At 65.6% G+C, this 21,434-nt stretch carries 18 protein-coding genes; 4 read left to right on the top strand and 14 right to left on the bottom strand.

All coding sequences use genetic code 11. From position 1 onward, the window contains the following. Positions 1-25: 25 nt before the first annotated feature. The 13 genes from CH276_RS13865 to infC form a co-directional block, all read right to left on the bottom strand. Positions 26-541 carry an arginine repressor gene (locus CH276_RS13865; RefSeq protein WP_032394288.1) on the bottom strand — a complete coding sequence of 172 codons (516 nt, stop codon included), beginning with the start codon at positions 539-541 and terminating at the stop codon, positions 26-28. Further along, positions 538-1,473 carry an ornithine carbamoyltransferase gene (argF, locus tag CH276_RS13860; RefSeq protein WP_094632456.1) on the bottom strand — a complete coding sequence of 312 codons (936 nt, stop codon included), beginning with the start codon at positions 1,471-1,473 and terminating at the stop codon, positions 538-540. The genes CH276_RS13865 and argF overlap by 4 nt, the downstream gene beginning before the upstream one ends. Then, on the bottom strand, positions 1,470-2,675 hold the full coding sequence (locus CH276_RS13855; RefSeq protein ID WP_094632454.1) for an acetylornithine transaminase: 1,206 nt from the start codon (positions 2,673-2,675) through the stop codon (positions 1,470-1,472). Before CH276_RS13855 ends, argF begins: the two co-directional genes overlap by 4 nt. Next, on the bottom strand, positions 2,672-3,586 hold the full coding sequence (argB, locus tag CH276_RS13850) for an acetylglutamate kinase (RefSeq protein WP_032394291.1): 915 nt from the start codon (positions 3,584-3,586) through the stop codon (positions 2,672-2,674). The genes CH276_RS13855 and argB overlap by 4 nt, the downstream gene beginning before the upstream one ends. After that, positions 3,583-4,821: a bifunctional glutamate N-acetyltransferase/amino-acid acetyltransferase ArgJ gene (argJ, locus tag CH276_RS13845; protein ID WP_094632452.1), complete on the bottom strand. Its 1,239-nt coding sequence runs from the start codon at positions 4,819-4,821 to the stop codon at positions 3,583-3,585. Before argJ ends, argB begins: the two co-directional genes overlap by 4 nt. After that, positions 4,818-5,873 (bottom strand): N-acetyl-gamma-glutamyl-phosphate reductase, encoded by a 1,056-nt coding sequence (argC, locus tag CH276_RS13840; RefSeq protein ID WP_032394293.1) that lies wholly within the window; start codon positions 5,871-5,873, stop codon positions 4,818-4,820. Before argC ends, argJ begins: the two co-directional genes overlap by 4 nt. A 52-nt stretch (positions 5,874-5,925) precedes the next feature. Further along, positions 5,926-6,483: a hypothetical protein gene (locus CH276_RS13835; RefSeq protein ID WP_094632450.1), complete on the bottom strand. Its 558-nt coding sequence runs from the start codon at positions 6,481-6,483 to the stop codon at positions 5,926-5,928. Between the two features lie 181 nt (positions 6,484-6,664). Continuing rightward, positions 6,665-9,151 carry a phenylalanine--tRNA ligase subunit beta gene (gene pheT, locus CH276_RS13830; protein WP_094632448.1) on the bottom strand — a complete coding sequence of 829 codons (2,487 nt, stop codon included), beginning with the start codon at positions 9,149-9,151 and terminating at the stop codon, positions 6,665-6,667. Between the two features lie 56 nt (positions 9,152-9,207). Next, positions 9,208-10,275, bottom strand: a complete 1,068-nt coding sequence (pheS, locus tag CH276_RS13825) for a phenylalanine--tRNA ligase subunit alpha (protein ID WP_094632466.1) — start codon at positions 10,273-10,275, stop codon at positions 9,208-9,210. A 106-nt stretch (positions 10,276-10,381) separates the two neighbouring features. Then, positions 10,382-11,188 carry a TrmH family RNA methyltransferase gene (locus CH276_RS13820; protein WP_094632447.1) on the bottom strand — a complete coding sequence of 269 codons (807 nt, stop codon included), beginning with the start codon at positions 11,186-11,188 and terminating at the stop codon, positions 10,382-10,384. 38 nt (positions 11,189-11,226) lie between these two features. Continuing rightward, positions 11,227-11,616 carry a 50S ribosomal protein L20 gene (rplT, locus tag CH276_RS13815; RefSeq protein WP_032378959.1) on the bottom strand — a complete coding sequence of 130 codons (390 nt, stop codon included), beginning with the start codon at positions 11,614-11,616 and terminating at the stop codon, positions 11,227-11,229. Between the two features lie 87 nt (positions 11,617-11,703). Next, positions 11,704-11,898 (bottom strand): 50S ribosomal protein L35, encoded by a 195-nt coding sequence (gene rpmI, locus CH276_RS13810; protein WP_032394297.1) that lies wholly within the window; start codon positions 11,896-11,898, stop codon positions 11,704-11,706. A gap of 117 nt (positions 11,899-12,015) precedes the next feature. Beyond that, positions 12,016-12,756, bottom strand: a complete 741-nt coding sequence (gene infC, locus CH276_RS13805) for a translation initiation factor IF-3 (RefSeq protein ID WP_045199680.1) — start codon at positions 12,754-12,756, stop codon at positions 12,016-12,018. 381 nt (positions 12,757-13,137) lie between these two features. Between infC and CH276_RS13800 the strand changes: the two genes are divergently transcribed. Continuing rightward, the gene (locus tag CH276_RS13800) at positions 13,138-13,518 is read left to right on the top strand and encodes a DUF1844 domain-containing protein (protein ID WP_052049360.1); all 381 of its coding nucleotides are present in this window, start codon (positions 13,138-13,140) and stop codon (positions 13,516-13,518) included. A gap of 114 nt (positions 13,519-13,632) precedes the next feature. Here the strand turns inward: CH276_RS13800 and uvrA are convergent, their stop codons facing one another. Beyond that, the gene (uvrA, locus tag CH276_RS13795; RefSeq protein ID WP_094632464.1) at positions 13,633-16,563 is read right to left on the bottom strand and encodes an excinuclease ABC subunit UvrA; all 2,931 of its coding nucleotides are present in this window, start codon (positions 16,561-16,563) and stop codon (positions 13,633-13,635) included. Between the two features lie 258 nt (positions 16,564-16,821). Between uvrA and CH276_RS13790 the strand changes: the two genes are divergently transcribed. The 3 genes from CH276_RS13790 (at position 16,822) to CH276_RS13780 (ending at position 21,301) form a co-directional block, all read left to right on the top strand. Next, positions 16,822-17,511 (top strand): MBL fold metallo-hydrolase, encoded by a 690-nt coding sequence (locus CH276_RS13790; RefSeq protein ID WP_032394298.1) that lies wholly within the window; start codon positions 16,822-16,824, stop codon positions 17,509-17,511. Between the two features lie 137 nt (positions 17,512-17,648). Continuing rightward, the gene (locus CH276_RS13785) at positions 17,649-18,839 is read left to right on the top strand and encodes a DoxX family protein (protein ID WP_094632445.1); all 1,191 of its coding nucleotides are present in this window, start codon (positions 17,649-17,651) and stop codon (positions 18,837-18,839) included. A gap of 140 nt (positions 18,840-18,979) precedes the next feature. Further along, complete coding sequence (locus CH276_RS13780) at positions 18,980-21,301, top strand: HelD family protein (protein WP_032394300.1); 2,322 nt, start codon at positions 18,980-18,982, stop codon at positions 21,299-21,301. Positions 21,302-21,434 lie beyond the last annotated feature (133 nt).

Genomic DNA, 21,434 nt, shown 5'->3' with positions numbered 1-21,434 from the left:
GTTGCGCATGATGGGTAACCGGATCTCAGTCACCGCGTCGAGCAAGCTTTTCGATCTTGTCCGCGACCTCGCCACCGGTATGTGGCTCGCGGGCTATCAACAGAATCGTGTCGTCACCGGCGATGGTCCCGACGATCTCGGGCATCGCAGCGCGATCGAGAGCGCTGGCCAGGTAGTGCGCCGCGCCGGGTGGTGTTCGGAGCACGGCCTGGTTTCCGCTGTGATCGGTGGACACCAACAACTCACCCAGCAACTTCAGGAGCCGATCGGTGCCTCCGGACACTCCGCGAACCGGGCTGCCGTCCTCGGGCACGACGTACACCCCCACTCCACCGTCGGGTGCGCGCAGCTTCACCGCACCCAGTTCCTCCAGGTCCCGCGAGAGCGTCGCCTGAGTGGTGTCGATTCCCTCGGCGGCGAGCAACGACGCCAGCTGCGGTTGACTGCGTACCTGATGCGTGGCCAGCAACGCGATGATCCGCGCCTGCCTGCCCGCGCGGGTCGACGCCGTCAACGGCACCGCAGTGACGTCCTCGCTCATGGTCGACTGGCCTGTTCGAGAAGCCACACCAGCAGAGCCTTCTGCGCGTGCAGGCGATTCTCGGCCTCGTCCCAGACGACGCTCTGCGGACCGTCGAGCACCTCGTCGGTGATCTCCTCGCCGCGATGTGCGGGCAGGCAGTGCAGCACAACGGCATCCGACTGGGCCTTCGAGAGCAGATCGGAGTCGATTCGATAGGGCCGGAACGGGGCGACGCGATCGAGACCGTCGTTCTCCTGGCCCATCGACGTCCAAGTGTCGGTGACGAGCGCGTCGGCACCGGTGGCTGCCTCGACCGGGTCCTCGGTGATGGTGATGGTGGCCCCGGTTTCCTCGGCGCGAGCCTGCGCCGCGTCGAGTACGTAGCCGAGCGGCGCGAAATCCTTTGGCGCGGCGATCCGCACGTTCAGCCCGGCCGTGACACCGCCGATCAGCAGCGAGTGCGCCATGTTGTTGGCACCGTCACCGAAGTAGGCCAAGGTGCGGCCCTGCAGATTTCCCTTGTGCTCGATCAGGGTCTGCAGATCCGCCAGAACCTGGCAGGGGTGGAACTCGTTGGAGAGGGCGTTGACGATCGGAATGGTTGCGCCGGTGGCCATCTGCTCGAGCCGCTTCTGTCCGAACGTGCGCCACACGACCGCCTCGACGTAGCGTGAGAGAACTCGGCCGGTGTCCTGCAGAGTCTCCTCACGACCGAGCTGTGTGTCGCGACCTGTCACGACGACGGCATGGCCACCCAACTGAGCGATGCCCATCTCGAACGAGAAGCGAGTACGCGTCGAGTTCTTCTCGAAGATGACACCGATCCCCTTGGGGCCTTCGAGAGGACGCTTCGAGAACGGTGCACGCTTGAGCTCTGCTGCCAGAGCGAGGATTTCGCCCTGCTGCTGCGGCGTGATGTCGTCGTCCCGGAGGAAGTGCTGAACGGTCATGGCTGATGAGCCTCCTGTGCTGCGTCGAGAATGGCCGGTAACGCCGTCACGAACGACGCGGCTTGCTCTTCGGTGATGATCAACGGTGGTGCGAGCCGGAGCACGTCGGGCTGTGCCGCATTGAGGAGGAAGCCCGCCTCGCGCGCGGCCGCTTCGGCCGCCGGTGCGACGGCGGCGGTGAGGACCACGCCGAGGAGTAGTCCCGAACCCCGAACATGGCTCACCAGAGGGTGATCGAGACTCTCGATGGAGTGCTCGATCGTCTTGCCGATGCTGTCCGCGTGCGAGATCAGATCCTCGTCGGCAACGGTGCGCAGGACGGCCAGAGCCGCCGCAGCGCATACGGGATTGCCACCGAACGTGGTGCCGTGCTTGCCCGGATGCAGCAACTCCCCCGCCGCTCCGATGCCGATGCATGCACCGATGGGCAGGCCACCGCCCAGGCCCTTGGCAAGCGTGATCACGTCGGGCACGATGCCGACGGACTGGTGGGCGTAGAACCATCCCGTACGGCCGATACCGGTCTGCACCTCGTCGAGGACCAACAGTGCACCGTGCTTCGCGGTGATCTCACGCGCGGCGAGGAGGTAGCCCTCGGGCGGAACCACCACACCGCCCTCGCCCATAATCGGCTCGAGAAACACTGCGGCAGTATCGGAATCGACCACAGCTTCCAGAGCTGCCACATCGCCGTACGGTACATGCTGCACGCCTGCAGGCATCGGTTCGAACGGGATCCGCTTGTCCGGCTGCCCGGTCAGTGCGAGAGCACCCATCGTCCGTCCGTGGAAGGACTTCTCGGCTGCCACGATGTTGGGGCGACCGGTCAGGCGAGCGATCTTGAAGGCCGCCTCGTTGGCCTCGGTTCCCGAATTGCACAGGAACACCCGACCGGTGGCCCCGGCACCGAGGTGCGCGAGCAACTGCTCGGCCAACGCGATACCGGGTTCTGTCGCATAGAGATTCGAGGTGTGTCCGAGGGTGGACAGCTGAGCGGTGACCGCCTCGATCACCGCCGGATGGGCATGTCCGAGGATGTTCACGGCGATACCAGCGAGCAGATCCAGGTACTGCTTTCCGTCGGCGTCCGTCACCACCGCACCCTCGCCGCGCACGAGCGCCACACGGGGAACACCGTAGTTGTCCATCAACGAATTCGACCACCGCTGTTGCAGATCGAGGGTGGACTCGGTGCCGGTCATGGCATGACTCCTGACGTAGAAGAATGATCGGGGGTGACCATGGTGCCGATCCCCTCACCGGTGAACAGCTCCACCAGCACGGAATGTTCGACGCGACCGTCGATGACATGCGCCGACGGCACACCCGCTCGAACCGCACGCAGACACGCTTCCATCTTCGGCACCATCCCGGCGTCGAGCGAGGGCAGCAACGCCTCGAGCGCGGACGCGTCGATCTCGGAGGTCAACGAGCTGCGATCGGGCCAATCGGTGTACAGGCCTTCGACATCGGTGAGCACCACCATCTTCTCGGCACCGATGGCACTGGCCAGCGCCGCGGCCGCAGTGTCGGCGTTGATGTTGTGCACGACTCCGTCGCGGTCGGGAGCGATGGTGGACACCACCGGAATGCGTCCTGCTGCAATGAGATCGAACACCGCAGCGGGGTTCACCGACGTGACGTCGCCGACGAGGCCGATGTCGGTGTCGATGCCGTCGACCAGCACGGTACGACGCGTCGCGGTGAACAGGTGCGCATCCTCACCGGAGATCCCCACGGCATACGGACCGTGGCCGTTGATCAGGCCGACGAGCTCGCGCCCGACCTGCCCGAACAGCACCATCCGCGCAACGTCCATGACCTCGGGCGTGGTCACGCGGAATCCGCCGCGAAATTCACCTGCCAGGCCGAGTCTGGTCAGCATGGCCGAGATCTGCGGCCCTCCGCCGTGCACGACGACCGGATGAATTCCGACGGTGCGCAGAAACACCATGTCGGCCGCGAACGCCCGCTTCAGATCGTCGTCGATCATGGCGTTTCCGCCGTACTTCACGACGACGATCTTGCCCGAGAATCGCTGCAGCCAGGGCAATGCCTCAGCGAGGGTGAAGGCCTTCTGCGCGGCCGTCAAATCCAGTGCGGCCGAGGTCATGACGAGTACGCCGAGTTCTCTTCGACGTACGCGTGCGAGAGATCGGTCGTTCGGATGGTGGCCGACCCCGCGCCCAGACCCAGATCGATGGTCACCTCGATGTCGACACCGGACAGATCGACCTCCCGAGCGCCCGGCGCTCCCACGCCGTCGATGCACACCGGACTGCCGTTGAAGGACACGGCAATTCGATCCGGGTCGAGCTCGATCGGGGCGATGCCGATTGCCGCGAGAACGCGGCCCCAGTTGGGATCGGAACCGAACAGTGCCGTCTTGGTCAGAGAGTCCCTGGCGACCGTGCGTGCACCGATCAGGGCTTCGTCCTCGGACACCGCGCCCGACACGGTGATCCGCACTCGCTTGGTCACGCCCTCGGCGTCGGCCATCATCTGGTCGGCCAGGTCGTCGCACACCGCCAGGACCGCGGCGTCGAGTTCTTCCTGTGACGGTGCCACTCCACTGGCCCCGGAGGAGAGCAGCAGCACCGTGTCGTTGGTCGACGATGCGCCGTCGACGTCGAGCCGGTCGTAGGACAACCGGGTCGCCGCGCGCAGCGCCTTGTCGAGCTGGTCCGCGGTGGCAACGGCATCGGTGGTGATGACACTGAGCATCGTGGCCAACGACGGCGCCAGCATGCCTGCCCCCTTGGCCATGCCGCCGACGTTCCATTTGTCGGCATGATGAACAGCCGCCTGCTTGGGCACGGTGTCGGTGGTCATGATCGCGTACGCCGCATCGGTACCACCGGAAATGCCACCTGCGAGTTCGTGCACGACCTCGGTCACGCCGGGCAGCAGCTTGTCCATCGGGAGCCGGTCACCGATGAGACCCGTCGAGCAGACGGCAACCTCGATCGCCCCGGTCTCCGAACCCCAATTGCTCAGTGCCGACGCCACTTCCTCGGCCGTGCGGTGCGAATCCTGAAAGCCCGGCGCACCCGTGCAGGCGTTGGCACCACCGGAATTGAGAATCACCGCACGCAGCCGTCCGGTGGAGAGCACCTGCTGCGACCACAACACGGGCGCTGCCTTGACCTTGTTGCGGGTGAACACACCCGCCGCAGCGAAATCGGGGCCCTCGTTGAACACCAAGGCCAGATCGGACTTGCCACTTGCCTTGATACCGGCCGGAATACCGGCGGCGCGGAAACCCGCGGGAGCGGTGACACCCTGTGTGCGCACGAGCTTGCCCGCAACCGTACCGACGGCCTCCGCCTGGCTCCCGACGCTGCTCATGGTGCTACTCCTACGGTAGAGAGACCCTCGGTCTCGGTGATTCCCAGTGCGAGATTCATGGATTGGACTGCTGCTCCCGCCGTGCCCTTGGCCAGATTGTCGATGGCCGCGATCACGACGAGCAAGCCGGCGTCTGCATCGACCGACACGCTCATCTGCACGGCGTTCGATCCGATGACCGAACCGGTCTGCGGAAGCCGGCCGGCCGGCAGCACGTGCACGAACGGCTCTGCGGCGTATGCCTTTTCGTACACCTCGACGGCCTGTGCCTGCGTTGCAGTGGTGACCGCGGTACAAGTGGCGAGGATCCCGCGCGGCATCGGCGCGAGAACCGGCGTGAAGGACACCGCAACAGCGCTACCGGCGACGGCCGAGAGGTTCTGCACGATCTCGGGAGTGTGGCGATGCGCGCCGGCAACCGCGTACGCCCGAACCGAACCCATCACCTCCGAACCCAGAAGATCGGCCTTGGGAGCGCGACCGGCACCCGAGGTACCGCTCACGGCAACGATATTGACGCGAGGCTCGATGATGCCTGCGGCGACCGCGGGCGCGAGCGCGAGAGACGACACCGTCGGGTAGCACCCGGGAACGGCGATGCGGGTGGCACCGACGAGCCGCTCGCGGCCACCCGGCAGCTCCGGCAGGCCGTACGGCCAACTGCCCGCGTGAGGACTCTTGTAGTACTTCTCCCAAGCCGCACCGTCGGTGAGGCGAAAGTCGGCACCGCAATCGATGATCAGCACGGAATCGGGCAGCTGCAGTGCGAGCTCGGCGGACTTGCCGTGTGGGAGGCCGAGGAACACTACATCGTGCCCGGCGAGTTCGTCGACAGTGGTGGGACCGAGAACGCGATCTGCCAGCGGCAACAGGTGGGGATGGAATTCACCCAGCGTCGCGCCCGCGTTGCCGCCCGCAGTCAGAGAGCCGATGATCAACGAACCGTCGCGCACTCCCGGATGCCCGAGCAGCAGCCTGAGAATCTCACCGCCGGCGTATCCGCTGGCACCCGCGACCGCGACGCGCCGCGGCGTCGCCTCCGAAGTAATCATGCGGTTTATTATGCAGCATCATGCAAGCTCATTCATGAACGGGTCCGGTGTGTCAGCGTCCACCCATGGACTTGCGGATCTCGTCGAGCTTCCTGCGGCCCGCTTCCTGCCGTTCGTTCCACTGCTCATCGAGGTCACGGCCCGCCCTCGACTCACGGTCCAACTCCTCTGCGCCGACGGCTGTGCCCGCGCGCTGTTCGACCCTGTCTCGCACACCGTCCCACGTCGGCACCCCCGAATCGGTGAAGTCACCGATCGGAGCGCTCACCGCACCGGAACCGTATCCGGCACCGCCGGGCAGGTCCTCGACCAATTCCGCGTCGATGATTCCCGGTACCGTGCCACCGAGCGGAGCCCCCGGCGGTGGATCACCGAGCGGCTGGTCGATCCGCGGCTTGGTCACCTGCGGGACGTCGACGTCGGGGACCGTTCCGGGTGGGCCTCCACGATCGGGGGTGACCGGCTCCGGATCTGCAGTACCCAGCTCGGCCGCCAGAGCCGCCGCGGCAGCCGCCACCGGGGCCAACCGCGGACGACCCGACACTGCAGCGAGGATCTGCTCGATCACCTGCACATCCGTCGCCGTACCGTCTGTCCCGAATTCACTCATGCGCTGCTCCCGTCACCTGTGGCCACTCGTGACTCCACGCTACGGACACCCGAGCCCGGGCGTGCACGGATCCAACTGCGCAGCGGCGCCGAGTCCGCTGCGCAACTGCGCTGAGTCAACTGCGCAACTGCGCTGAGTCAACTGCGCAACTGCGCTGAGTCAACTGCGCAACTGCGCTGAGTCAACTGCGCAACTGCGCTCCGACGGCCTTCGATGCCGCTTCGACCGCCGAATCGCGGGCAGCCGTCGCCTGATCCTCGGTCAAGGTGCCGTCGGCTCCGCGGAATCGCAACGCGAACGCCAGGGACTTACGACCCTCACCGACCTGTTCGCCCTCGTAGACGTCGAACAAACGAATCGACTCGAGCAGGTCGCCACCGCCGATCGTGAGTGCAGCTTGCACCGACGCCGCAGGTACGGACGCGTCGACCACCACGGCCACGTCCTGCAACACCGCCGGATACGGCGACACCTCGGGGGCAGGGAGCGATTCGACGACGGGAAGAGCGCTCAGACTCAACTCGGCGGCACACGTGCGCGGCGGCAAGCCCGCCCGCTCCAGCACCGCCGGATGCAACTCGCCCGCGTACCCGACGACCTCGCCGTCGAGCAAGACCTCCGCGCACCGACCCGGATGCCACGGAAGATGCTGTGCTGCACGAAGATCGACGTGCACCCCGGACGCCTCGGCAACGGTACGCACCGCTGCGAAGGCATCGGCGGCCTCGGCCGCGCGACCGGGACCCCAGGGACCCGACAATTCACGCTGACCGGTGAGCACCATGCCCACATGCACCGGCTGCGCCGGCAACGAACCGCGAAGCATGGCGATCTGGTCGTCGGTCGGACGACGATCGACCGGCAACGCGTCCACCGCAGCGGTGGCGTCGTGTCGAAGCACCACCTGAGCAATGCCGAACAGCGAGACGTCTCGCTGGCCGCGGGCGATGTTCCTGCTCAGCATCTCGAGCAAACCCGGAAGCACTGTGGTCGCGAGCTCGGGACGATCGGCCTCGAGCGGATTGAGCACCGAGGTGGTCGCGCGCCGCGGATCGTCCGCGTCGAGTCCCCACGTGTCGAACACACCCTTGGGCAAGAACACCGGAGGCAGCACCTCGACGTACCCGGAGAACGCGAGTGCCTTACCGACGGCGCGCCTGCGCTTCTGTTCGGCGGTGAGGCCACGACCGCCCGGGGCCGACGGCAGTACCGAGGGGATCTGTTCGAGCCCTTCGAGGCGCAACACCTCTTCCACCAGGTCGGCGCGCTGCACCAGATCCGGTCGCCAGGACGGCGGGGTGACGATGAGCTGGCCGTGTCCGCCGTCGTCGACCGACACCTCGACCCCGCAGCCGATCTGCGTCAACCGACGGGCAGCGGTGCCGTTCGGGTACTGCACTCCGGCGATTCGATCAGGGAGGTCGAAGTCCATCGTGATCGTGGGGTACTGGGCGGCCTCGCCGATATCGGTCAACACGGGCTCGATCCGGCCACCGGCGATCTCGACCAGCAACTGTGCGGCCCGATCGAGCGCCGCCACCGGCAGTGCCGAATCCACGGTCCGCTCGAAACGCTTGCTGGCCTCGCTGGAGAGTTTGTGACGACGACCGGTGCGGAACACCGCGAGCGGATCGAACGACGCTGCTTCGAGCACGACCTCGGTGGTCGAATCGTCGACTTCGGTGGACGCGCCGCCCATGACGCCCGCCAACGAGATCGCTCCCGATCCGTCGGCGATGACGACATCCTCGGGATCGAGAGCCCGCTCGACGCCGTCCAGGGTGGTCAGCTTCTCCCCCGCATTCGCGCGGCGGACGACGAGGTCGCCGTCGAGCTTGGACGCATCGAACGCGTGCAGCGGCTGCCCGAGCTCGTGCAGCACGTAGTTGGTGACATCGACGGCAGCCGAGATCGGGCGCACACCGGCCAGCAGAAGTCGACGCTGCATCCACCAAGGCGTGGTCGCGGTCGGATCGATGCCGACGATCTTGCGCAGCGCGAATCGCGATGCGCCCGAGTTCGGTTCGACGGTGACCGGCCACGCGTCACCGGTGACCTCGGTGGGAACCGTCCGCGCCGGATCCACGAAGGGGAGATCGAAACTGCAGGCCAGCTCACGGGCGAGGCCACGGACCGAGAAGGCGTACCCGCGATCGGGGGTCACGTTGAGCTCGATGACCGAGTCCTGTAGGCCGAGAACAGCTTTGGCGTCGTCGCCAGGAGCGGCCGTGCCCTCGGGCAGCACCAGGATTCCGGAGTGATCCTTACCCAACCCCAGTTCGAGCGTCGAGCAAATCATGCCGTTGGAGTTGCGGCCGTAGGTCTTGCGCGACGCGATGGCGAATCCCCCGGGCAGAACGCTGCCCGGCAGAGCCGCCACGATCAGGTCACCCTCGGCGAAGTTCCTGGCACCGCACACGATTTCCTGCGGCTCGTCACCGCCGACGTCCACCAGGCAGAAGCGAATCGGCTTCTTGAACTCGGTCAGCTCCTCGATCGAACTCACCCGACCCACCACCAATGGGCCGGTCACGTTGTCCAGCGAGTCGAGTTCCTCGACCTCGAACCCGACCCGCACGAAACCGGCATCGAGCTCCTCGGGCGAGACGGCCCAGTCGGGAGTCCCCGCGTGCAGGACCTCGGTCAGCCAGGATTGTGGGACTCGCACGTGTGCTCAGCTCTTTCTTGTATCCGTGAAGAAGTGGGGCGGGTGGGAAACTTCCGTCAGGCCTGAACACCGAAGGGCAACGTGAACCTGATGTCGCCCTCGACGATGTCACGCATGTCCGGGATGTCGTTGCGGAACTGCAGCGTCCGCTCGAGACCCATTCCGAACGCGAATCCGGTGTAGACCTCGGGGTCGATGCCGCTGGCCTGCAACACCTTCGGGTTGACCATTCCGCAGCCACCCCACTCGACCCAACCGGCCCCGCCCTTCTTCTTCGGGAACCACACGTCGACCTCGGCGGACGGCTCGGTGAACGGGAAGTAGTTGGGTCGCATGCGAGTACGGGTGTCGTTGCCGAACAACGCCTTGGCGAACGCATCGAGTGTGCCGCGCAGGTGCGCCATGGTCAGGCCCTTGTCGATGGCAAGACCCTCGACCTGGTGGAAGACCGGAGTGTGCGTCGTATCGAGTTCATCCGTGCGAAACGTCCGTCCCGGGCACACGACGTAGATCGGAACCTCGCGCGAGAGCATCGACCGGACCTGCACCGGTGAGGTATGGGTGCGCAGTACCTGCCGCGAACCTTCCGGTGCGATGTGAAACGTGTCCTGCATCGTGCGTGCCGGGTGGTCGGGCAGGAAGTTGAGCGCATCGAAATTGAAGTGCTCGGTCTCGACCTCGGGTCCTTCTTCGACTTCCCAGCCCATAGCGACGAAGACGTCGGCTACCTGTTCGGAAATGATCGTGATGGGGTGCCTGGCACCGACGGGAGCTCGGTCGGTCGGCAGGGTGACGTCGATGGTTTCCGCGACCAGGATGGCGGCATCACGCTCGGCCGACAGCACGGCGCGGCGCTCGTCGAAGGCCTTCTGCACTCGGTCACGCGCTGCCTTGACGCGTTTGCCCGCGTCCGCCTTCTGGTCCCCCGGGATCGACCCGAGTGCGCGCTGTGCCAGTGCCAACGGTGCCTTGCCGCCCACATGGTCGATCTTGACCTTGGTCAGAGCATCGAGGTCCGACGCGTCGGCGAACGCCTGCTCGGCCGAGTCCACTGCGGATCCGAGCGCGGACTCCTCGAGAACGCTCGGATCCACCGGCTCGGTTCCGACATCTTTCTTCGCCACGACAGCTGCACTCCTCGAGTAATAGTCGGTGTCTGCCACGAAGGGTCGTTGCGCAGGCTTCACTCCTGCGCGGAGCAGACAGGTATCGATCCTAGGCGAGACGCGCTCACGAAGTTTCGGAGCGTCGCTGCACTCGGGCACTCGCGTACAGGCAGATCGCCGCGGCGGTGGCCAGGTTGAGGCTCTCGGCACGGCCGTGGATCGGGATTCGAATGCGGTGATCGGCATTGCGCGTCACGAACTCGGGCAGCCCGTGCGCCTCGTTGCCGAACAACCACGCGGTCGGTTGCACGAGGAGCTCATCGGCGTCGTCCAAGTCCACTTCGCCGTCGGCGGCCGTGGCGACGATGGTCAGACCCGCTCCGCGCAACGCATCGATTCCGGACTCGATCGACCGCTCCCGAGCGATGGGGAGATGGAACACGCTGCCGGCCGATGCGCGGACGCATTTGCCGTTGTGGGGGTCCACCGAGTCGCCCAACAGAACGACCGAATCCGCTCCGGCTGCGTCGGCGACGCGAATGACCGTCCCGGCATTGCCCGGCTCGGCCATCTCCACCGGTACGGCCACCAGCCGCGGTGTTCCGGCCAACGCGCGGTCGATCGGGACGTCGACCAACTCGGTGACCGCGATCAGGCCCTGCGGGGTGACGGTGTCGGACAGCGCCTTTGCAGCACGGTCGGTGATCGGATGAACTCGTGCGCCACCGGCCTCGACGGACGCGATGAGGTCGTGGTGGCGCTCGCGGGCATCGGCGGTGTAGAAGAGCTCACGAATCAACCGGGACCGCGCCGCCTCGGACACCGCGTTGAAGCCTTCGGCGAGAAACAACCCGGTCTTCTTGCGTTCCGCGGCTCGAGCGAGCTTGACGGCCGAAACGACCCGCGGAGTTCGCTCGGTCAGCGAATCCACGGGCCGTTTCGGTGTTGAGTCGTCGTACGTCGACTCGCTCAGGCTGCTTCTCCGGCCGGAGCGTTGACATCGGCAGGCAGTGCAGCCTTGGCGATGGCGACCAGGCTTGCGAACGCCGCAGCATCCGACACGGCGAGCTCGGCGAGAATCTTGCGATCGACCTCGACGCCCGCGGCCTTGAGGCCCTGGACGAAGCGGTTGTACGTGATGTCGTTGGCCCGAGCTGCAGCGTTGATACGCGTGATCCACAGCTTGCGGAAGTCACCCTTACGCGCGCGGCGGTCCCGGTAGGCGTAGGTCAGCGAGTGGAGCTGCTGCTCCTTGGCCTTGGTGTACAGACGTGAGCGCTGTCCGCGGTAGCCCTTGGACGCTTCGAGAATCGAACGGCGCTTCTTCTGGGCGTTGACGGCCCTTTTTACGCGTGCCACTGGTAAATCCTGTCGATCTGGGGGCTTGTGAAACCCCGAATGGTAATGGGATGAAGCCGACCGCTATCGGTCGGCGGCCGGTCCAGATCAGATGCCGAGCAGGCGCTTGATCCGCGGTACGTCGGGCTTCTTGACGACGGCAACACCATCGAGGCGACGAGTCACCTTGGTGGGCTTGTGCTCGAGCAGGTGGCGACGGCCGGCCTTCTGGCGCAGGATCTTGCCGCTGCCGGACACCTTGAATCGCTTCTTGGCACCACTGTGGGTCTTCTGCTTGGGCATGAAATCCTCTTCTTCTTCTGATAGCTCTTCGGTGTTGCATGGCACAGCCGTACATCGCCACGGAAAAGCTGTGCACCGAAGCAGGTGTAGGGCTGTCTTACTGGTAGAGCGCGAGGCTCAGTTGGTCTGCGCCGGAGTAGCCGGAGCTGCTGCGGCCGGTGCCTCGGCAGCCGGGGCTGCGTCGGCGGGCTGTTCCGGCGCGGGGGCCGGTGCGCGCTGGGCGGGCGGAGCCGCTGCGCTCTCCTGTGCCTTGACGCGAGTCTTGGCACCCTTGTGCGGTGCCAGCACCATCGTCATGTTGCGGCCGTCCTGCTTGGCCGAGGTCTCCACGAAGCCGAGCTCCGCGACGTCCGCGCCCAGGCGCTGCAGCAGCCGGAAGCCGAGTTCGGGACGCGACTGCTCGCGGCCACGGAACATGATGGTGACCTTGACCTTCGAGCCGGCTTCGAGGAAGCGAACGACGTTGCGCTTCTTCGTCTCGTAGTCGTGCGCGTCGATCTTGGGACGGAGCTTCTGCTCCTTGATGACGGTGAGCGTCTGGTTCTTGCGCGATTCGCGCGCCTTCTGCGCAGCCTCGTACTTGAACTTCCCGTAGTCCATGATCTTGCAGACCGGCGGACGTGCGTCGGGAGCTACTTCTACAAGATCGAGGTCGGCTTCGAGAGCCAAGCGGAGTGCATCTTCAACACGCACGATCCCCACCTGTTCACCGCCCGGTCCGACAAGCCGGACCTCGGGAACTCGGATGCGATCGTTGATGCGGGTCTCAGTGCTGATGGGGCCTCCTAGGTAGTGCGGTGTGGTGTGTAACCCGACCGCCTGCCACTGGCACAGCCCGTCGCCGTCGATCCTCGACATTCCCTGCAGCGGTGCGTACCACTGCAACGAAAAAACCCTGCTCTCGGTGTGATCCGATAGCAGGGCCCGATGTCGACCGGTCGACCAGCACGACAACTATCGTCGTACAGTCTCCTCACTGGGAGGAAGCACGCAGGAAATCTGTGAGGATCTCCATCGTGCGACCGGACCGGAAGTAACTTGTTGAAGGCTACGTGCCGGTGGGAGTCGGGCTCCACTTGCTGCCTCCGTGCGGTGAACTCCATCGAGGAGCGCACGCCGAAGACGGTCGTCGAGTCACACTACCAGCAGATTCCCGAATCGAACAATCGAGCGGTGTCGGCCCCTTCTCTGCGGATACCCGATGCTCTCCCCAGCGGGAGGCGTGGGATTCTCGTAGGCATGACCAGCTCCCCCAATCCCGACGATTCCGCAGGCGCCGATCCCCTGGGTGCCGAGCCCGAAGTCCGTGAACTCGCCGAGGTCCCCGCTGTGGAGGTGATCAGCCGCGCTGCGGTGATGCTGATGAGTTCTGCGGCCGAGAAGCTGGGACTCTCCGAGCCGGATCCCGCGGAGAGCCCCTACCTGGACCTCGACGAGGCACGACGCGTCATCACCGCACTGGCCGGCCTGGTCACCGCATCGGTGGAATACCTCGGCCCCCATGCCGGGCCCATTCGCGACGGATTGCAGGCACTGCAGCGCGCATTCCGGGAAGCATCGGCCCACCCGGACGAGCCGGGAAAGGGCCCGGGCGAGAAGTACACCGGCCCGGTGCACTGAGCAGAACGCCGGCGAAGTCGACAGAAGCACGAAGCCGCATCCGGTGAGCACCGGATGCGGCTTCGTCGTTGCCGGGGTGTGAATCCGGCGGGTGCCTCTATCGGGCTGCTCCACTCATCGGACGGCGGCGACCTTGCGAGGCCTGCGCTTCTTCGGAGCCGTCTTCACCGGAGGAGCGACCACCGACTCGCGGGTGAGCGCCTCCTGTAGGAACTTGCCGGTGTAGCTTTCGGAAACGGCCGCAACGGCCTCCGGATCACCTTGCGCCACAACCATTCCGCCTCCGGAACCACCTTCGGGGCCCATGTCGATGACCCAGTCCGAGACCTTGATGACGTCCAGATTGTGCTCGATCACGATCACCGTGTTGCCCTTGTCCACCAGGCCGTTCACGACGCCGAGCAGCTTGCGGATGTCCTCGAAGTGCAGGCCGGTGGTCGGTTCGTCGAGAATGTAGACCGTGCGGCCGGTCGAGCGCTTCTGCAGTTCCGCGGCCAGTTTGACGCGTTGCGCTTCGCCGCCGGACAGCGTCGTTGCCGGTTGGCCGAGGCGGACGTACCCGAGACCGACCTCGACGAGCGTCTTGAGGTAGCGGTGAATCGAGGTAATCGCCTCGAAGAAGTCGGCAGCCTCCTCGATCGGCATGTCCAGGACCTCGGCGATGGTCTTGCCCTTGTAATGCACCTCGAGTGTCTCGCGGTTGTACCGCGCACCCTCACAGACCTCGCACGGAACGTAGACGTCCGGCAAGAAGTTCATCTCGATCTTGAGTGTGCCGTCTCCCGAGCACGCCTCGCACCGGCCGCCCTTGACGTTGAACGAGAATCGGCCGGGCTGGTAGCCGCGCACCTTGGCCTCGGTGGTCGCCGCGAACAACGTGCGGATCTTGTCGAACACCCCGGTGTACGTTGCGGCGTTCGAGCGTGGCGTGCGTCCGATCGGCGACTGATCCACCCGCACGAGCTTGTCGAGCTGATCGAGGCCGTTGATGCGCGTGTGCCTCCCTGGAACCTGACGGGCACCGTTGAGCTTGTTCGCCATCACCGTCGCGAGGATGTCGTTGACGAGGGTGGACTTGCCCGAACCCGACACCCCTGTGACCGAGGTCAGTACGCCGAGCGGAAAGCTGACGTCTATGCCGCGGAGGTTGTGTTCGCGGGCTCCGACCACGGTGACCTGACGCTTCTTGTCCACGACCCGGCGGGTGTCGGGCAGCGGAATCTCCATCCGCCCGGACAGGTACGCACCGGTCAGCGATTCGTCGTTGGTCAGCAGGTCCTCGTACGAACCGCTGTGCACGACGCGTCCGCCGTGCTCACCCGCCAACGGACCGATGTCGACTATCCAATCCGAGGTGCGGATGGTGTCCTCGTCGTGCTCGACGACGATCAACGTGTTCCCGAGGTCACGCAGCCGGGTCAGCGTGTCGATGAGCCGGCGGTTGTCACGCTGATGCAGCCCGATCGACGGCTCGTCGAGGACGTAGAGAACGCCGACGAGTCCCGATCCGATCTGGGTGGCGAGTCGAATGCGCTGGGCCTCGCCACCGGACAGCGAGCCGGCGGTCCTGGCCAGTGACAGATACTCCAGACCGACGTCCAGCAGGAAACCGAGACGAGCTTGCACCTCCTTGAGAACCTGACCTGCGATTGCCTCCTCGCGGCGACCCAGGGTGAGGCTGTTCAGGAAATCTGCGGTGTCGGCGATCGACAACTCGCACACCTCGGCGATCGACTTCGGCCCGAAGTCGCCCGCGGAGATCGTCACCGACAGGATTTCGGGCCGCAGCCTGGCACCGTTGCAGGTGGGACACGGCACGTCGCGCATGTAGCCGTCGTAGCGTTCCTTCATCTGCTCGGACTCGGTCTGCTCCAACCGACGGTGCAGGAACGGCATCACACCCTCGAACTCGGCGTAGTACGACCGCGTGCGGCCGTAGCGGTTCTTGTACTTCACGTGCACCTGGTGGTCGCTGCCCTCGAGGACCGCGCGCTTGACCTTGGCGGGCAACTTGTTCCACGGCGCGTTCAGATCGAACCCCATGGCGTCGGCGAGCCCGGACAGCAGGCGGCCGAAGTACTCCGACGTCTGGCCCATCGACCACGGTGCAATGGCACCGTCCGCGAGGCTGAGATCGCCGTCGGGAACGACCAGTTCCGGGTCGACCTCCTTGCGCACGCCGAGGCCGACGCAATCCGGGCACGCACCGTACGGCGAGTTGAAGGAGAACGACCGCGGTTCGAGATCGTCGATGGACAACGGGTGACCGTTGGGGCACGCGAGCTTCTCGGAGAACCGGCGCTCACGGTCCGATGCGTTCTCGTCACGATCGACGAAATCGAGGACCACGATGCCGTCGGCCAATCGCAGGGCGGTTTCCACCGAGTCGGTCAGGCGCTGCTTCGAACTCGACTTGACGGTCAGGCGGTCGACGACGACCTCGATGTCGTGCTTTTCCTGCTTCTTGAGCACCGGCGGGCTCGTGAGCTGATGCACGACGCCGTCGACGCGAACACGTGAGTAGCCCTGAGTGTTCAGCGAATCGAACAGGTCGACGAACTCGCCCTTGCGGGTGCGCACCACCGGGGCGAGCACCTGGAACTTCAGGCCCTCCTCCATGTCCAGCACCTGATCGACGATCTGCTGGGGAGTCTGCTTCGCGATCTGTTCGCCACACACGGGGCAGTGAGCCGTTCCCGCACGCGCGTACAACAGACGGAGGTAGTCGTAGACCTCGGTGATGGTGCCCACCGTCGAACGCGGGTTGCGGTTGGTCGACTTCTGATCGATGGAGACCGCAGGCGACAGGCCCTCGATGAAGTCGACGTCCGGCTTGTCCATCTGTCCGAGGAACTGCCGCGCGTATGCGGACAGCGACTCCACGTAGCGACGCTGCCCTTCGGCGAAGATCGTGTCGAAGGCGAGAGAGGATTTGCCCGATCCGGACAGACCCGTGAACACGATCAGCGCATCCCGAGGCAGGTCTATGTCGACTCCTCGCAGATTGTGCTCCCGCGCACCTCGCACTATCAGGCGATCCGCCACTGTGTTCCCTTCTTTCCGAACGAGCACGTCCAGCCGAGTTGCTGCGCAGCAGCACTGCATGACCTTCGAGTCGCGTGATGACGTGTGATGCCGACGCATCGGTCACACGTCGTGTAACCGTGGACCCCACGTCGAAAACCTGTTGCGGTGAGGGACGAACCTCACCCGGTTGCAATGGTAGATCCAGGCACCGACAGACTTTTCCACGTCCGCGACCCCGCCGCCCATCGTGCCGTCGACGACGGTAGCGTCCTCGAAATGGACGAGCACCTCATGGTCATCGATGACAACTACACCGGCGTCGTCTCGCAGGGTTCGCAGCCGCAGCGGCGAACGATTCCCGGAGCGACGATCACCAAGATGTCGGTCGGCCCCATGGACAACAACACTTACCTCGTCGTCTGTTCCGCGACAGGTCAGTCGGTTCTGATCGACGCCGCCAACGAGGCCGACCGCATCTCGTCGCTCATCGACGAGAACGCGCCGACGCTCTCACTCATCGTGACGACTCACCAGCACGCCGACCACTGGCAGGCGCTGGCGGACATCGCCGGCGGTACCGACTCGCCGACGGCAGCCCACGAACTCGATGCCGAGCCGCTGCCCGTCACGCCGGACCGACTGCTGGCCGATCGAGACACCGTGTCGGTGGGCGAGCTCACGTTCGATGTTGTGCACCTGACCGGACACACCCCCGGCTCGATCGCCCTCGCACTGACCGATGCCGACGGCGCTCGAACCCACCTCTTCACCGGAGATTCACTCTTTCCCGGTGGCGTGGGCAAGACCGGCAGCCCCGAGGATTTCACCCGCTTGCTCGACGACGTGACGGCGAAATTGTTCGACCGCTACGACGACGAGACCGTCGTCTACCCGGGCCACGGAAAGGACACGACGCTCGGGGCCGAGCGCCCTCACCTGGACGAATGGCGCGCCCGCGGTTGGTGACGATCGGCGTGCTTGAGACCGCGAACCACGGGGTATGAATAGTGTGACAAAAGGACGCACAGCGGTAGGTTTTCGGATCGCCGTGCCGTCCAACGTTCCACCGCCGATGACACGAGAAACTACGCAGGAGGCTGTCAATGCTGGTCCGCCGTATCGCCCGTCCGCTGATGTCTACGATCTTCATCGCAGGGGGCGTCGACGCACTCCGTAATCCCACCGGCAAGGCGCAGGTCGCCACTCCGCTGATCGAGCAGAGCAAGGACGCCCTCCCCAACGACGTCACTGCGAACGTGCCGAACGACCCGGAGACGCTGGTCCGCATCAACGGCGGAATCCAGGTTGCCGGCGGCATTCTGCTGGCCACCGGCAAGGCACCGCGGATCGCCTCTCTCGCCCTCGCCGGAAGTCTCGTCCCGACGACGCTCGCCGGACATGCCTTCTGGAACGAGACCGACCCGGAGGCGAAGGCTGCGCAGCGTATCCATTTCTTCAAGAACCTGAGCCTGCTCGGCGGACTGCTCATCGCAGCCGTCGACACCGAGGGCAAGCCGTCCGTGGCATGGCGGAGCAAGCGAGCAGCGCGTCGCGCGCAGGAGAGCGTCGTCTCGGCACTGCCCGGGCACTCCACCCACGAGACCGGTGAGCGTGTCAAGGAAATCGCGTCGATCGCCGCAAGCCGCAGTGCCGATCTCGCCGAGGCCGCACAGCCGAAGCTGGCCAAGTTCGCCGACGCCGCCCAGCCCAAGTTGGCCAAGCTCGCCGACATCGCCACCGACAAGGGCTCGGAGCTGGCCGACGTCGCTCAGCCGGCACTGAACCGCTGGGCTCACCTGGCCGCCGACAAGGGATCCGTGCTCGCCGAGGAAGCACAGAAGCGTGGATCCATGCTGGCCGAGCTCGCCGCCGACCGCGGCAGCGACTTGGCCGACGAGGCGCAGAAGCGCGGCTCCAAGCTCGCCGACAAGGCAGCGCATCGCGGAACCGACCTGGCGGAGCTCGCGCAGAAGCGCGGCTCCAAGCTCGTCGACGTCGCCGCCGATCGTCGCAGTGAATTGGCCGATGTCGCGCAGAAGCGCGCGTCCAAGCTCGCCGATCTGGCCGCCGAGAAGGGTTCCGTCCTCGCCGACGAAGCACAGAAGCGCGGGGTCACGTGGGCCGATCTGGCGTCCGATCGCGTCGAGACGCTGAGCAAGCGCGCCCGCAAGCGCGCCGAGAAGCAGAGCAAGGAACTCGAGAAGGTGACCGAGCAAGCTCGCGCCAAGCTCGAGAAGCGAGTCGCCAAGGCTCAGAAGAACTTGGACAAGAAGCTGCAGCAGTACGCGAAGTAGTTCCTCGCGACAGCACGAACGACAGATGCGGCCCTGCCCCGGAACCAGCGGTTCTGCGGCAGGGCCGTTGTGCGACGTAGACTGCTCTGGCTGATTTCGAGGCGATATCTTCGCCTCGGCCGAACTCCCGAGGAGACCCTTTGCCGGACGACGGCCACACATCGACGAACCCCGATGTGCCGATCGAAGAAGACTTCGAGCAAGCGCATCTGACGCGGCTCTACACGCAGCTCGACGCGTTACGCGAATACGCCGCGAACCGATTGCGCGCAGTGCTGCTCGAGACCGGCGGCACCCCGCAGGCCCGGAGCGAACGCGAATCGTTCAACCAGATGTACACCGAGGACATCGCCAAGTACGACGCGGCCGAGAACGGACTGTGCTTCGGGCGCATCGACCTCGATCCCGAGTCCCTCGACCCCAAGGTCGACGATCGGCCCGAGCGCTACATCGGCCGCGTCGGAATTCTCGACGACAAGAACGACTACGAGACTCTACTGTTGGACTGGCGAGCACCGATGGCCCGGCCGTTCTACCTGGCCACACCCGCCGCACCCGAAAACGTGTTGCGGCGCAGACACATTCGCACCCGTGGTCGTCGAGTGACGTCGATCGCCGACGAATTTCTCGACCTGAACTCTGCCCGATCGTCGAGCGATGCCGCCGTGGCAGGCGGTGTCGCGAGCGAAGGTGCGCTGCTGTCCGCTCTCGATGCCGCACGTACTGGTCAGATGAACGACATCGTCGAGACGATCCAGAGCGAGCAGGACGCGATCATCCGGTCGCAGCACCGCAGCGTGTTGGTGGTTCAGGGCGGACCGGGCACCGGCAAGACAGCCGTCGCGCTGCACCGCGCCGCGTACCTGCTCTACACCTACCGCCAGCAGCTCGGTAAGAGCGGTGTGCTGATCATCGGACCCAACGCCACGTTCCTCGATTACATCGGGCAGGTGCTGCCGTCACTCGGCGAGACGGGCGTCCTGCTGTCCACGATCGGTGACCTCTACCCGGGAGTTCGTGCGCAACGGGAAGATTCGGCCCTGGCCACCGAGGTCAAGGGCAGACTGTCGATGGTCGAGGTGCTGACCCAGGCGGTACGCGACCGTCAGGAAGTCCCCGCGCAGCCCCGTCGACTGAAGTTCGACACCTACGACATCACGCTCGATCGAAAGATCGTCACCAGGGCTCGTGGTCGCGCTCGCTCGTCCCGGCGACCGCACAACCTGGCTCGGCCGCTGTTCGTGTCCTCGGTCATCGACCAGTTGGCCAACCAGCTGGCAGCGAAACTCGGGCAGAATCTCGTCGACGGGTCCAGCCTGCTCAGCGCCGACGACATCGCGGACATGCGCGACGAGATGCGCGAGGATCAGGACGTCATGGCCGCCGTGGACGAACTGTGGCCGGATCTGTCTCCCCAGCAGGTTCTCCGCGACCTCTACGCATCTCCCGAGAAGATCGCGTCGGCCGCGCCTGCGCTCGATGAGGCGGAGCGTGAGGCACTCGTCCGTCGGGGCAACGGCTTCTCGTCGGCCGACGCTCCCCTGCTCGACGAGCTCGCCGAACTGCTCGGCGTCGACGACGCAGCCGAACGTGAACAGGCGCAACGACAATGGCGCGGCCAGATCGCCGACGCTCAGGGTGCCCTGGACATCCTGACCGGTTCGGCACCTCAGGACCTAGAGGACGAGCTCGATCCGGAGATCCTGATGGCCTACGACCTCATCGATGCCGATCAGCTTGCACGACGGCAGAATTCGGGTCAGCGACTCACGACGGCCGAACGGGCCGCCGGTGACCGAACGTGGACCTACGGGCACGTGATCGTCGACGAGGCGCAGGAACTGTCTGCGATGGCGTGGCGAATGGTGATGCGGCGCATACCGAATCGGTGGATGACACTGGTGGGCGATACGGCGCAGACCGGTGATCCCGCCGGAACCTCGTCGTGGGGTTCGGTTCTCGAACCGTATGTCGCCAAGCGCTGGAAGCTGACCGAACTGACGGTGAACTACCGAACACCGTCCGAGATCATGGCCGTGGCACACGATGTGTTGGCTGCCATCGATCCCGAGCAGTCCGAGCCGCGGTCCATCCGCAGCACCGGAACCCGGCCGTGGGCTCAACGGGTGGCAGCGGCAGATCTGGTCACCGCGGTGGAGAAGCGAGTGGCCGATCACCCGCGCCCGGGCCTGAGCGCGGTGCTGGTTCCCGCAGACCACGTCGACCGATTCCGCCATCTGGCCTCGGAACTGGTCACCGTGTCGACTGTCAAGGATGCCAAGGGACTCGAGTTCGACTCGGTGCTGATCGTCGAACCCGGTGCCATAGTGAACGATTCGGTCAAAGGCATGAACGATCTGTACGTTGCCCTCACCCGGGCCACGCAGCGACTCGGCGTGGTGCACGTGAACGCACTGCCGGGTGAACTCTCGGCGCTGCAGCCGTTCGAGCCGGAAGCGTAGAGAACCGCACACACCAACGGCCCGCTCCGTCGATGGCGGATTCTAGGGGTCCTCGCAACACCTGATGGTCAGATGCCTGTCAGTAGATCACGTAAACGCTCGGCTGGAGTTTTCCAGCCGAGCGTTTTGCGTG

The organism is Rhodococcus sp. 06-470-2 (genome assembly GCF_002258235.1).
In the GTDB taxonomy this organism is placed as follows: domain Bacteria; phylum Actinomycetota; class Actinomycetes; order Mycobacteriales; family Mycobacteriaceae; genus Rhodococcoides.
Note: the sequence above shows the minus strand (reverse complement) of the source record. Positions and strands in the feature narration are given on the sequence as shown.

Excerpts from the sequence above, each read along its gene's own strand:
- infC (WP_045199680.1), bottom strand. The coding sequence starts at position 12,756 with ATGTCGAGGATCGACGGCGACGGGCTGTGCCAGTGGCAGGCGGTCGGG.
- CH276_RS13800 (WP_052049360.1), top strand. The coding sequence starts at position 13,138 with ATGACCAGCTCCCCCAATCCCGACGATTCCGCAGGCGCCGATCCCCTG.
- CH276_RS13855 (WP_094632454.1), bottom strand. The coding sequence starts at position 2,675 with ATGACCGGCACCGAGTCCACCCTCGATCTGCAACAGCGGTGGTCGAAT.
- argJ (WP_094632452.1), bottom strand. The coding sequence starts at position 4,821 with ATGAGCAGCGTCGGGAGCCAGGCGGAGGCCGTCGGTACGGTTGCGGGC.
- argF (WP_094632456.1), bottom strand. The coding sequence starts at position 1,473 with ATGACCGTTCAGCACTTCCTCCGGGACGACGACATCACGCCGCAGCAG.
- CH276_RS13790 (WP_032394298.1), top strand. The coding sequence starts at position 16,822 with ATGGACGAGCACCTCATGGTCATCGATGACAACTACACCGGCGTCGTC.
- argB (WP_032394291.1), bottom strand. The coding sequence starts at position 3,586 with ATGACCTCGGCCGCACTGGATTTGACGGCCGCGCAGAAGGCCTTCACC.
- rpmI (WP_032394297.1), bottom strand. The coding sequence starts at position 11,898 with ATGCCCAAGCAGAAGACCCACAGTGGTGCCAAGAAGCGATTCAAGGTG.
- CH276_RS13785 (WP_094632445.1), top strand. The coding sequence starts at position 17,649 with ATGCTGGTCCGCCGTATCGCCCGTCCGCTGATGTCTACGATCTTCATC.
- argC (WP_032394293.1), bottom strand. The coding sequence starts at position 5,873 with ATGATTACTTCGGAGGCGACGCCGCGGCGCGTCGCGGTCGCGGGTGCC.
- CH276_RS13835 (WP_094632450.1), bottom strand. The coding sequence starts at position 6,483 with ATGAGTGAATTCGGGACAGACGGTACGGCGACGGATGTGCAGGTGATC.
- CH276_RS13865 (WP_032394288.1), bottom strand. The coding sequence starts at position 541 with ATGAGCGAGGACGTCACTGCGGTGCCGTTGACGGCGTCGACCCGCGCG.